Origin of the sequence: Variovorax sp. EBFNA2 (assembly GCF_033802765.1) — a bacterium.
GTDB classification, from domain to species: Bacteria; Pseudomonadota; Gammaproteobacteria; order Burkholderiales; family Burkholderiaceae_C; genus Variovorax; species Variovorax paradoxus_H.
Map to the genome: position 1 here is coordinate 5,559,228 of NZ_CP138496.1, position 13,058 is coordinate 5,572,285.

The window sequence follows — 13,058 nt, forward strand, 5'->3', positions numbered from 1 at the left end:
CCCGCTTCATGCCGACCACGCCCGCCGCAGCCCCGACCAGTCCCCGTCCCCGCTCGCGCAGCCGTCGCGTGCTGCGCGCGCTGGGCTGGACGCTGGCGGGCCTGTTGCTCGTCGTGCTGCTGCTCGCCGCCGGCACCTGGTGGTGGCTCGGCTCGAACACCTCGCTGGCCTTCGCGCTCGCACAGGCCGCGCAACGCCTGCCCGCGGGCCAGACGCTCGAAAGCCGCGACGTGACCGGCTCGCTGCGCACCGGCGGGCGCATCGGCTGGCTCAAATGGCAAAGCGAAACCCTCGCGGTCGAGGTGAACGACGCCACGCTCGGCTGGCAGCTCGCGCCGCTGTTCCAGCGCAAGGTGCAGCTCGGTGAGATCCACGCCGCGCGCCTGTCGATCGAACGCCGCGGCCCGCCCAGCGACACGCCGACCGAGCCGCTCGCGCAGGTCGCGCTGCCCGTCGAGGTGGCCGAGGTGCCCTTCCGCATCGACGAACTGCGCTGGGCCGGCCCGCCTCCGCTGCAGGCCACCGGCCTCGCCGGGCGCTACAGCTACCTCGGCGCGCAGCACGCGCTGGACATCGAAGGCGTAGACATCGCCGACGGCCACTACAGCGCCCGCGTGCGGCTGCAGGGCCCGGCGCCGATGGCGCTCGACGCCACGCTCGACGGCCGCGTGAAAGCCCCGCTCGCCGAAGACCGCCACATCGAGGTGCAGGCCAAGGCGTCTGTGAAGGGCACGCTGGCCGGCCCCGAGGCGCGCCTGCAGGTCGCCGCCGACCTGCAACCCACCGAGCCCAACGCCGAAGCGCCGATGGAAGCCAAACTGCGCGCGCAGATCGCGCCCTGGCTGCCGCAGCCCGTGGTCGATGCCAAGGCCGACCTGCGCAACGTCGACGCCGCCAGCCTCTGGCCCGGCGCGCCGCAGACCCGGCTCACCGGCACCGTCGAACTCACGCCCGACGCCGCCACCGGGCCCGCCGCATGGAAGGCCTCGGCCGACATCCGCAACGCCGTCGCCGGCCCGTGGGACCAACAGAAGCTGCCGGTCGAGCAGGTCGAGGCGCAGGTCGGCTTCGACGGCACGACCTGGACCGTGCCCGAAGCCACCGTGCGCGCCGGCGGCGGCCGCATCGACGCCGAAGGCAGCTGGAGCCCCGCGCCCTCGCCCTGGCAGGTGCGCGCCACCGTGCGCGGCGTGCGGCCCGGCGCGCTGTACAGCGAGCTGTCGGGCGCGCCCGTCGGCGGGCAGATCAGCGCACGGCAGGCCGAAGATTCCGACACCCTCGTCTTCGATGTGGCCCTCCGCGCCGAAGGCAACGGCGGCGCCGGCAGCAAGGCGCTGCCCGGCTTCGGCCTCGACCGCGCACTGGCGCAGGGCCAGTGGAAAGACCAGGTGCTCGACCTGCGCACCTTGCGCGTCGAAGCCATGCGCGCCCGCATCGACGGCAAGCTGCAGGTGCGCGTGGCCGATCAGGCCGCCAGCGGCAAGCTCGACCTTTCATTGCCGGGCGGCAGCGCGCAACTCGACGGCCGCATCGCGCCCAGCACCGGCGGCGGCGACCTCAAGGCGCGCATCGACGACGCCGAAGCGATGCAGCGCTGGGTGCAAGGCCTGCCGGGCCTGTCGGGCGTGTTCGCGAACGCCAGCGCCAAGGGCAGCGCCCGCCTCGACGCCAGCTGGCAAGGCGGCTGGCAGACCGTGCAGCGCCGCATCGAGAACCCCGGCGCCCCCACCGCGCGCGGCAGCAGCGCCGAGCCCAGCCTCAAGGCCGCGCTTGCCGTGCCGCGCCTCGATCTGAACCTGCCCGCCGCCCAGCCCGGTGGCACGGCCACCAACGTGCAGTTGCGCGAGCTGCAGGCCGACCTCGCCGGCAGCATTGCCCAGGCCACGCTGACGCTCAAGGGCGAAGCCACCACCGGCACGCAGAAGCTGGCGCTCGACACGCGCGCCAGCGGCGGCCTCGCCAGCGCCAACCAGTGGCGCGCCACCCTCGCCAGCCTGCGCCTGCAGGCGCAGGACACCGCCACCGCGCGCCCCGGCCAGGGCCCCTGGGTGCTGGAGCTGGGCCGCGAAGTCACGGCCACCGTGCGCGCCGCCGACAACCGCCTCGACGTCGAAGCTTCCGCCGCCGAGGCCACCCTGCGCGGCCCGCTGCCCGGCACCGTGCGCATCGACTGGCAGCCGCTGCGCTTCAATCAGAGCGGCGCCGCACCGAACCGCGTGTTTCGCCTGCAGTCCAAGGGCCAGATGCAGGGCCTGCCGATGGCCTGGGCCGGCGCGCTCGGCGCCAACGCCACGCTGAGCGAACTCGGCATCAGCGGCGACCTGCTGTTCAACGGCGACTGGGACATCGACGCCGGCGACACCTTGCGCGCCAAGGCCCGCCTTGCGCGCCAGAGCGGCGACATCCGCGTGCAGGCCGGCGAGGCCGCGCTCGTCACCCGCATCACCAGCACCGGGACCGGCACCGCGAGCGAACGCACCATGAGCTCGGCCAGCGGCACCAACGACGTCAACGGCGTCGATCTCACCGCCACCCCGGCGGGCCTGCGCCGCGCCGAACTGCAGCTCGACGCGCAAGGCGACGCCGTGCGCGCCACCCTGGCCTGGGACAGCGAACGCGCCGGCCGCCTCGACGCCGAACTCGGCACCCGCATGCAGCAGCGCAGCGGCGGCTGGCAGTGGGCGCCCGACGCGCCGCTCAACGGCACGCTGCGCGCCGCGCTGCCCAACCTGGGCGTGTGGTCGATGCTTGCGCCGCCCGGCTGGCGCATCGCCGGCACGCTCGACGCCAACGCCACCCTGTCGGGCAGCCGCACCGCGCCGCGCTGGAACGGCACGCTCGGCGCCGACCAGCTCGCGCTGCGCGCGCCCGTCGAAGGCCTCGACCTGCGCGACGGCCGCCTGCGCGCCTCGCTCACCGGCGACCGCCTCGAAATTGCCGAGTTCACGCTCAAGGGTGGCGCCGGCAGCAGCGCGCGCATCGGCGGCCAGAGCGGCAACCGCAGCACCGCCGCCAGCGAGGCGCGCACCGACGGCGGCTCACTCACCGCGCGCGGCGACCTCAGCTGGGGCAGCAACAACAGCACGACCAGCACCGGCATCCGCATGGCCTTGCAGGCCGAGCTGCGCGCCCTGCGCGTGCTGGTGCGCACCGACCGCCAGGTGTCGCTGTCGGGCAACCTGCAGGCGCGGCTGGACAACGGCCAGTTCAACGTGCGCGGCAAGCTCAAGACCGACCGCGCCGTCATCATCCTGCCCGACGAAACCGCGCCCAGCCTGGGCAGCGACGTCGTCGTGCGCTCGGCCGCCAAGGACAAGGCAGACGCCGAGGCCGCGAAGCGCGAAGCCGCCAAGGCCGACGCCCAGGCGGCCAAGGCCGCCAACAAGCCCCAGACCGCCAAGCCGCCCGACATCGTCGTCACCTTCGACCTCGGCGACGACTTCGCCGTGCAGGGCCGCGGCATCACCACGCGGCTCGAAGGCGAACTCGAAATCCGCAGCACCCGCCTCGATGCTCCGCCGCGCATCACCGGCGAAGTGAAGACCGTGAAGGGCCAGTACCGCGCCTACGGCCAGCAGCTCGATGTCGAGACCGGCATCGCGCGCTTCAACGGCCCGTTCGACAACCCCGCGCTCGACATCCTGGCCATCCGCCCGAACATCGCGCAGCGCGCCGGCGTGCAGATCACCGGCTCCGCGCAGTCGCCCCGCGTGAAGCTCTACGCCGAGCCCGCGCTGTCCGACGCCGAAACGCTGTCATGGGTCATCTTGGGCCGAGCCTCGGCCACCAGCGGCGGCGAATCGGCCCTCTTGCAGCAGGCCGCTCTGTCGCTGCTCGGCAAGATCGGCGGCACCAACACCGGCGGCAGCCTGGCCAGCCGCTTCGGCCTGGACGAACTCGGCTTCAAGGGCCCCGGCAACGGCGGCGACCTGCGCGAGTCGGCCGTCACGCTCGGCAAGCGGCTGTCCAAAGACTTTTACATCACCTACGAACGCAGCCTGGGCGGCACCTTCGGCACGATCTTCATCTTCTACGACCTGACCAAGCGACTCACGCTGCGGGGCCAGGCGGGACAGACGAGCGGGGTCGACCTGATCTATACGGTGAAGTACGACTGAGGGTGCGGACACCCCAAACTGGTAAAGTTCGGGCCGCGCTGCCGCAGCAACAGCAGCGCGCACAGTCTTCGTAGTTCAATGGATAGAACGGGGTCCTCCTAAGACTCAGATACAGGTTCGATTCCTGTCGAGGGCACCACTAAAGTCTTGATTTGTAAGCTTTTTTTGCATAGCGGGACAGAGCTGGGACGAACGCCCTCACCTTCCTTATGCGATGCGAGCGGTACGCCCATCGAAGGCATAAAAACTGCTGTCTTTTCTGGACCAATTGAATGGTCCAGGCGAGGGCAATCCCCACACCCTACGACCGTAGCAAACGCTACACTGTTCGTAACATTTTGCAATCAGTTGTCCGGGGGGAATCGATGTCCGTGCCAAGCGCCGCCTTGCCAGCCAGCTCTGTTGTTAGCACTTTCAAGCGCCGCGATGCTCGGACAGTGTTAAACGAACAAGCCTCACCGGAACTAATTTTTGCTGTGGTTGGACCAGTTGGGTCGGGTACGACGTGGGTCGCAGAGGCGTTGGCGACTCTATCCAAAGCCTCAATCGAGGGTGCGGAAATTAAAATTATTAAAGCCAGCACCGTAATTGAAAATGCGGCAAAGCAAAATGGAAACGAAATTGCAGCCGAAGCTGCTCGACTTACGCGAGCAACTTTTTTACAGGACGCCGGCGACAACCTCCGAAAAGAAGACACTGCCGCAGTAGGATCTCTGCTTGTATCAGCCATTAAGGCGGCACGAATTGAATGGGACGATTCTGACGCAGCCGCAGGGGTGACGCAGCTTCATGCAGGAGAAGGAATTCCTAAAAAAGCCCAGCGAATCTACGTTTTAGATTCACTCAAACATCCTGCGGAAGTTAAATTGCTAAGAGCCGTCTACAGAGAGGCGTTTTGCTTGATCGGTGTTGTTTGCGACACCACCACACGCAAAAAGCGCCTGCAAGATGGGAAGTGCTCAGATTCAAGCTCTGCTCAAATTGATGTCTTCATGCGACGCGACGAAGATGCAAGTGATAAGTGGGGGCAACATGTATCCGACACATTTCACTTGGCAGATTTTTTTGTAGACAACACGCCCGATCGGTACGTTGATCAAGCCAAGAAAATAGAAAACAAAGAATGGGTTGTTAGCGAAAAGCTCGGTCGACTTTTAGATATATTGATTGGTGAGAAGATTGTTCGCCCTACGCCAAGCGAAATAGGAATGTTTCACGCAACAGGAGCGCAAATGAGAAGTGCGTGCCTTTCGCGTCAAGTCGGGGCTGCTCTTACGGATAACAAAGGAAATTTGATTTCAACAGGAACAAACGAAGTTCCACGATTCGGTGGTGGCGTTTATGGCGGGCAACTCGGCCTAGAAGTTGAAACCGAATCAATTGACCATCGTTGCGCGATTACAAACAAATATTGCAGCAACACAAGAGTCCAAGATGAAATGATTACGGAAGTAATCAATGCAATTCCCGCGCTGAGGAACATCCCCGATCAGAAAAAGATTCGTGAAGAACTTAAAAAAACTGCTCTAGGGCGTCTCCTCGAATTTAGTAGAGCAGTCCATGCTGAAATGGATGCACTCCTAAGTGCCGCGCGTGCTGGTGCCCCTACAGTGGGCACCAAATTGTTCGTTACTACTTTCCCATGCCATTACTGCGCTCGACATGTCGTATCAGCGGGGGTAGAGGAAGTTCAATATATCGAACCGTATCCGAAGAGCCGAGCTTTTGAGCTGCATAGTGATGCAATCGAACAAACATTCACAAAATGGCTTGCCAACCCCCAAGCCAAGCCGACTAAAGTGTTGTTCAGGCCCTTCACTGGTGTCGCGCCCAAGCTTTACGCTCGCGCCTTTATGAAGCATCGCAAGCTGAAAAATGAGCTTGGAGAGCTTCACGTCGCCCCGCCAGAATGGGCAACCGGCCTATTAGAAAAGAGTTATCGCCAACTTGAGACTAGTCTCGAAGAAGGACCCGATAATGACAAAAAGTAACGTCTTCTCCCTATTTGACCGTCGCCAACGAAGCGTGGAATTTGACGCAAAAACCCGTGAAGCGGAAAAAGCAGTCCAGTTGTCGCTTCCGTTCTGTGCGCCTCGTGATTTGATTTTTGTTCTGACCTCATCCTTTCGAGCCTCAGATGTTTTTTGCCGCTTTGCGACCGCAATAATGGCTTCTACAATTATTGACCTGCGTATCGCGCCTCGACTAGATTTCGTTCGCCCAACGAGAGCTCAAGCGTTTTCTTTCTTTGAAGCCTCAAATATCGACTACAAAGATATGTTTGGAAGGTCGGGCATTAACTCCTACTTTGAGGAAGATTCCGCATACAAAACATTGTGGCGATCTATCGTTAGTGAAATCGAAGCGTCAAGCTCAAGCGCAGGTCCCGCAATTGTCTTAGTCGACGACGCAGCCTTTTTACTACGGAGCAGTGAAGCACTTGGCTCAGCTTTTTCCGCTTTAAAAATGGATGAAGCCATGATTCTTCAACGAACGGACGACACCGAGCTGCTGAGAATGTAGTGCGATATTGCAAGCAGCTTTGCGGGCAAGTGTTTCGCTTCGCAGTAGTGTCAGAATTGGCAGAGCAGCACTGACCGCCGACCTGATCGAAGCCCGGCCTCGAAAACGAGCAGGCACGTCGCTGCCGTTACGAAGCCCAAGAGAGTCGGCGACGTGATCCGATCAACCCGTGCCTATAACGGCCATCCCAGCACCGTTGCCCCGCTGAAGCGCTCCCCCTGATCTTTGTCCGATCTAGTGAGTGGCGAACGACCGATTGGGCAGAGATCAATCTAGACCGGGCGAGTGGCGCATTGCCGGTGCAAAGATGAAGGTCGATCACGTCGTGCCCTTGGCGACACAAGCGGAGGAAATCCAGCGCAACCTTCACTCCGTCACGACCCGACACGCTGCAAATACTTCCGATACGCCACGTAGCCGGAAAGGTAGTGCTCCACGTCATCGATCCGGACCCGGAAGCTGTGGTGCCGGATAAAAAAGCTCCCCACCACCCGCCCCGGGTTCTTGAAGAACATCGCCAGCTCGGGAAAGAAATGCCCCGTCATCAGGTACCTGGCCCGTTGTTCCAACGCCAGGTGGAACTTGTCGAGATCGAAGCCTTCCAGCAGATGCGACAACTCGGGCGTGGATTGCAGGCGCACGATCATCTTTTCGGCCGCCATCATCAGTTCCAGCAAGGTGGGGAAGGTGGTGATGCGTTCGAGCACGAAGTCCAGGTGGTCACGCACGTTGTCCAGACCGAAGCGGTAGTACCGGGCCTCGGGCTTGTACAGCGTGATTTCGTTGACGCAGTAGCCCAGCCAATGGTCGTGTGCCCGCCAGTGCTCGGCCTCGATGAAGTAGTTGAAGGCCAGTTCGGCACTGCGTAGCCATCGCCGGTCGCGGGTCAGGCCGTAAAGCCGCATCAGACCGAAGGCGGCCTCGCCGTCGTAATAGATGATGCGACTCTCCTGCTTCACGGTCAGGTCCGGATGGTGAAGCACGTGCACGAAGCGCCCCGTCGAAGCGTCCTGCATATGGACGATGCCGAGCGCCAGTGCCTCGAGCAACGGGAGGTATTGCGTGTCGCCGGTCAGCTCGGTGTATTTCGACAGCGCCAGCAGGCAGACGGCATTGCCGCCGAGCTTGATCTCGTCGCCTTCGTCCACGAGGAACGCGGCCTGCGCACCCGACGGCAGCGTCGCGTGGTGGATGAGGTTGCCGGTCAGGTGGGCGAGCGCCTTGTCGATTGCCACCTTGTGCCGCGGATCGCCCGTGAGCTCCCAGCCTTCCAGCAAGGCATAGGTGGAGCTGGCATGCCGCAAGGTGTTGTAGGTGGGAATAGGGCGATCGAAGCACGGGAACCAGCCGTACTGGTACTTGCCCGAAGGCGTGACCTGCCGCGCGAGATAGTTCGTGCTCGTGGCAATCACTTCTTGAACGTACGCCGGGTTCCAGCCTGGCAAGACGCGATGGCCCCGGTTGCGCCCCTGGTGCTCGACACGGTGCAGTGCCTTGCCGTCGGTGAAGACGGCGCGGGTCTCGAACAACCACACCCGGTCCGTCGGCTGCAACGGCCAGGTCAACTCGCGGCCGAAGCGGCGTCGGCCATAGCGCCTGAGGTTGGCCTCGTTCGGCGTTGCGTTGTCCACGGTGCTGTCGTAGAGCACCGCATTCGCGGCGATCTCGGGCTCGAGCATCGCCACTGTGAATTCTTCGTCGAAGGCAATGCCGAAGCGGAAGTAATTGCGCTTGGTGACTGTGAGGCCCTGGGTCAAGGTCGCCCAGTTCATTGCGTGCACCGTGTGGACCACGTCGACGCGCACCCAGAGGATCTGCAGGGCGGCCTGCTTGCGTTGCCATGCGCTCAGCAATTGCGCGCCACGCTGCCACGTGGCACCGAAGTCCTTGCCACGCGCCACGACGACATGTGCGCGTTCCTGGCCGGTGCAGGCCGACATGAAGAGCACGCCGGGTTTCCCGGCGGGGCCCGGGGAGGCCGCGCGGCACTCATCCCACAGTTCGGAGCCTGCAGGGCGTGCCTTGGCCAGCAATTCACTCAGGCTCATGGATCGGGGCTTTTTGCAATGACGGGGTCAACGCCAGAAATGCGTCGAGTTCGGGCGAGGTCGCCAGACCCGCACGGCGGGCCTCGAGGCGGACCACGCTCTGGATGTTTCCGAAGATGTCCGCGTCAAATTGAGCGGAGCGCTGGTCAGCCTCTTTCCATTGGTAGGCGGGCCAGCCTCGTTGCGCTCCGATGTCGCGGTCGAGCGACGCCAGCGATTCGAATACCGCCTTCATGAAGGCAGCGCCGTGCAGCTCATCGTCATGGACCACCCGACCGCCGTCGACGTAAGCCAGATGTGCCACCGCAGCGGGCAGTTTCATGCGGCCCGCCGGGTCCAGCAGTTGGGCGAGGCGGTTCCAGAAATTGCTCGCCGCGTAAGTCGTGCCGAAAACCTGCTCCTGCAAGGACGCCGACGACAGCGGCAACGGCTTCTGCGGTCCGCTGCCAAGCCGCAGTGCGTACTCGGCCCATCGCGCCGTGCCCTCGAGAAACCAGCGTGGCTTGAACATGGTGTACCCGTACTGGTACAGGTGAAAGAGTTCATGGACTGGCGTCACGTTCTGGTTGACGTGGCTGTTGAGCAGATCGATGCGCAATGCGCATTGGCCGGTGGCGCCGTCGAATCCGAGACGGTAGTTCCTGACCTCGTCGTAGGCCAGGCCGTTGCCTCTTTCCAGCTTCAGCAAGAACACGTCGATGGACGTCGCTTGCGCGTAGCGCGGTTGCTTCAGTGGCGCCACGAAGCCCATCAGGTCACTGAACAGCTGGCGGCCCGCCACCAGCTGCGTTGCGACGTCCTCCACCTTGTCGGGGATGCCGTTGCCGTTCAGGTCACGTGGGTCCTTCAGTGCGTGGGGGCCTGCCAAGGCATACACGATGCGGAACTCATCGCGCACATGGATGCGCTCCAGCATCGGGAATGCCTGGCTGGTGCCCGGTCGGCACGGCCCCGAGGCGGGCTGCTGCGCCTGAGTCGCCGACCCTGCACAAGCCAGACAGAGCAATGCCGCGATGCGACGTGCAAGCCCAGGCCTGCGATGCCGTTCGCTCCATCCCTGTAGCGCGTGCACGCTCAGTTCGCCATCGAATGCGCGAAGAGACTCAGCGCGGCAGCCTGTTCTTCTGCCTGGTGCAAGGGGCTCCGCTCGCGTGTGACGGGCAGCCAAGGCTCGGCGAGTTTCTGGAAAGGCGGGTTCACGCTCAGCCCCATCAACAGATGCACCCGATGGGACGGCTCGTTGCTGCGATTGACCGCGCGATGATTCACGTCGACCCGCACCAACCAGGCGGAACCGTCCGCCGGCAGATGAACACTCTCGATGCTTCCATCGTCACGCTGCCATTCGAAGAAGCAGTTGGGATTGGTAATGATGGGAATGTGCAGCCGCCATGTTTCCACTTTGGCGTCGGTGTGCAGCGGCATCTCTGCACCCTCGCTCTCCAGTTGCATGATTCGAGCGCGGTAAGGCTTCAAGCCTGTGCGGCCCAAGTCGTCGATGACCTGGGCCAGGCTGCCACTGCAGGCGTCGGTGGGATTCACACCACGCACGTTGGATCCGCCAGGTGCAATGCGGCGAATGCCATCGTCCAGCGTTCCGTCGCGGCTGGTGACCGCCCATCCGACGTAATCGACCCTGTTGTCTCTGTAGGGCGTCGAAGGCATTTTCTGGACATGACCGAGAAAATGCGCGCGCAGCGCTTCGGGGTCCGTCTTGAAATTTTTCAAGCGTGCGAACAGGACATCTTTGGACTGGTTCATGGGTCTTCCTTACAGCGGTGTTGCGACTTCGAGCGCACTTGGCAGTCGAAAAAGGCAGAACTTGCCGCGAAAATAATTGGGGAGATAAAGGCCTTCGTCGGCCGGCGCCCAAGGTCTGCGCGCAGACGGCAATTCAGCAGCGGTGCTGAAAAGAGGGCGAAAAGATGCGCAATTGCTCGAGCACTGCGCCGGTCAGACGCGAGACCGCGTTCAGAAGTGACTGCCGGACTCGGTCCAGCGTCGCCGTCAACTTGGGTCTACGCGAGGAAGGCAGCCGGGCACGGGGGCCGCATCGGGCACTCAGGCCATCGGAACGGAAGATTCAGGAAACTGCCGATGTCATGGCGCTCAGCCGCCTGTGCGGCCGTTGAGAGGACATCGAGTCGCCCCACAACAAGGGGGAAGTCGTCGAGCTCCGTCTGTGCGGACGCGCTGTCGTGTAGTTGTCCGGAGCCGTTGCTGCCTTGGGCGACCGATGCTGTCATCTCATCCGGTTCCCCTGCGGCGCTGTCGGTCATGCCTGCTTGCGCAAACCAAACGTCCTGCATCACCGCAGCCCAGCCGTGACAACACAGCAGGATTGCGAGGAATAACAGTGAAATGGAGATTCGACTCATGACGGTCATATGGTGACAATTCACCGGTCGAATCAGTCTATTTCCTTGCCGATCTGCTGTCACTCGGCCAAGTTAATTTCTACGGAAACCAGTAGGCATCGGAAATCAATGCCTCAATTGAAAGCCGCCTGCGCAGGCTCGCCTCGGCGTTCAGCAGCCATTTGTATATACAAAAGTATTGCAACGCAATTCACCTGAACCCATTGCTCGGCACCAATGATGGGCTCAGCAATAGCTGAACGCCAAAATCAATTCGAACTCAAAAAAGATGTCGGTTCAGCTTGCGAGCGTGAGGGACTCGCGATGGCGTGCGATCTCTCGAACCTCCGCCCACCATGTGGACCATCGCTGTGCAATCTTGTCCGCCGTGAAGCGCTCCGCGGACACCAGGGCGCCGAAGCGAAGGTCATACGCTTTCTCGGGGTCTTCCAGCAGCGCGACGATCGCGTCGGCCATCGCGCCGATCTCTCCGGGGGGAACCAGGATGCCGGCATGCCGGCCCTCCAGCAGATCCTTGGGGCCGTACTTCACTGAAAACGCCACCAGCGGACGCGCGTGGGCCAGGCACTCCAATCCGAACTGCGAGAAGCCCTCCTCGCTGGACGCCATCACGCCCAGGCTCGATTCCCTGAAGAGGGTCGCGACATCGCTTGCATAGCCGTGGATGTGGATGCTCCCGGCCAGGCCGCTGGCGTTGACGCGCGCCTGGAGCGCCGCCTGCAGAGGGCCGACGCCGTGGGTGTGCAACTGCGCGTCCGGGAGCTTTTTCAGGACGCGTTCGAACGCCTGGAACAGCAACTCATGCTGCTTCTCGGGTGTGTAGCGCGCCAGATAGATCACCCGCTTTTCCGGCGAAGAAGCCGTTTCGACGGTCTCGGGCACACGGGGCAACGCGTGCGGAATCACTTTCAATTTCGCCGCCGGCACACCGGTTTCGAGCAGGTCCTGATGCTGCTCTTCAGTGGCAACGATGAGGCTGTCGAAAGCGTCTGAATCTTCGAGCAGGTGCCGATAGCTGCTCTTCAGTTGTCCGTTGGACAGCCGATGGGTGCTGTGCAAGTAGGCACTGACCGTGCAGTGAAGCCGCTGGCACACCGCACTCTGCCGCAGCTTGCGGTACATCTTGTTCTTGTCGACGAGAAAGTGCCAGGTGACGTCGGGCTCCAGATTGGCGCCCATCATCGCGCAGACAAAATCGCTCTCGCTCGCGTAGGTGATCGCGGCGCCCTGCGCATCGCGCAACTCGATGGCCTGCAGATCCGCGCCGCCCCGGCCCGATGCGAATGTCTTTCGCATCACGACCTGGCCGTTCGCCAGCTCGAATTCCTCGCAACCGGTCTGCGTCGAATCCCACGCGGCCGGGTGGCTGATCTTTCGCAGCGAAGGCCTGGCCGCATTCGGCCTGGCCCTGGCCGGCGCCGAGGGCAATGAAGCCAGCGGGGTGAGCAAGCCTGCGTCACTCATGTCGACCAGCCAGTCGTAGACATTGAGCACCTTCGTCGCCAGCGGCAGCATCCCCGAGTCCTTCAGGAGCGCTTCGTTCCTGCGCAGATGGGGAGCGAAGTTGCTGGTCAGGATCCACGGCGTGATGCCGAGCTGGCCATGGAAGAGGTGGGCACGGCGGATGCCGGCGATCTCGATGCCATTGCCGACCTGGCGCAGGTTTTCGTGCAGGAACAACACGCGCTCCGCCCGGCAAGCTGCCGCGACGCCCGTGGCTTCCGGAAGGGTCGATGCAGGGTCGGCCTGGCGCGGCGATGTCCCAATGTCGTTCGTCAAACCCAACTCCTCGAGGTGCGTGCCGGCAGGATGCGTGGCGTCGAATTGTCAATGATGATCACACTGCGTGTCGCGCTTCGCTGCGTCGACGGGGGCGTGTCGCTTCGGTGTGCGTGCCGCCCCGCGCGGTGACGCGCCTTCCCGCCACGGCCCGACGGCGCGGCGGACTACTTTTGGATGCACGGCGTAACGGCATGCTGGCCCTCACAGCA

The 13,058-nt window shown here is 63.4% G+C and carries 8 protein-coding genes and 1 tRNA gene; 4 read left to right on the forward strand and 5 right to left on the reverse strand.

What is annotated here, in order from left to right:
• The first annotated feature begins 8 nt into the window (after positions 1–8).
• The 4 genes from RZE79_RS26165 (at position 9) to RZE79_RS26180 (ending at position 6,641) form a co-directional block, all read left to right on the forward strand.
• Positions 9–4,118 (forward strand): translocation/assembly module TamB domain-containing protein, encoded by a 4,110-nt coding sequence (locus RZE79_RS26165; RefSeq protein ID WP_319357463.1) that lies wholly within the window; start codon positions 9–11, stop codon positions 4,116–4,118.
• A gap of 64 nt (positions 4,119–4,182) precedes the next feature.
• A tRNA-Arg gene (locus RZE79_RS26170) sits at positions 4,183–4,257 on the forward strand.
• Positions 4,258–4,504: 247 nt separating this feature from the next.
• A complete protein-coding gene (locus tag RZE79_RS26175; protein ID WP_319357464.1) occupies positions 4,505–6,109 on the forward strand; it encodes an anti-phage dCTP deaminase in 1,605 nt (534 codons plus the stop codon).
• Entirely contained in the window at positions 6,096–6,641 is a 546-nt protein-coding gene (locus RZE79_RS26180) for a hypothetical protein (RefSeq protein ID WP_319357465.1), read from the forward strand. Before RZE79_RS26175 ends, RZE79_RS26180 begins: the two co-directional genes overlap by 14 nt.
• A 374-nt stretch (positions 6,642–7,015) precedes the next feature.
• On the opposite strand, the gene RZE79_RS26185 is transcribed toward RZE79_RS26180, so the two are convergent.
• From RZE79_RS26185 to RZE79_RS26205, 5 genes are all read right to left on the reverse strand, one after another.
• Positions 7,016–8,674, reverse strand: a complete 1,659-nt coding sequence (locus tag RZE79_RS26185) for a Mur ligase (protein ID WP_319357466.1) — start codon at positions 8,672–8,674, stop codon at positions 7,016–7,018.
• A 1-nt stretch (position 8,675) separates the two neighbouring features.
• Positions 8,676–9,605, reverse strand: a complete 930-nt coding sequence (locus RZE79_RS26190; RefSeq protein ID WP_319357467.1) for a hypothetical protein — start codon at positions 9,603–9,605, stop codon at positions 8,676–8,678.
• A gap of 158 nt (positions 9,606–9,763) precedes the next feature.
• Positions 9,764–10,450, reverse strand: a complete 687-nt coding sequence (locus RZE79_RS26195; protein ID WP_319357468.1) for an aspartyl/asparaginyl beta-hydroxylase domain-containing protein — start codon at positions 10,448–10,450, stop codon at positions 9,764–9,766.
• A 257-nt stretch (positions 10,451–10,707) separates the two neighbouring features.
• Complete coding sequence (locus tag RZE79_RS26200; RefSeq protein ID WP_319357469.1) at positions 10,708–11,076, reverse strand: hypothetical protein; 369 nt, start codon at positions 11,074–11,076, stop codon at positions 10,708–10,710.
• Positions 11,077–11,343: 267 nt separating this feature from the next.
• The gene (locus RZE79_RS26205) at positions 11,344–12,846 is read right to left on the reverse strand and encodes a glycosyltransferase (RefSeq protein ID WP_319357470.1); all 1,503 of its coding nucleotides are present in this window, start codon (positions 12,844–12,846) and stop codon (positions 11,344–11,346) included.
• Positions 12,847–13,058: the final 212 nt, after the last annotated feature.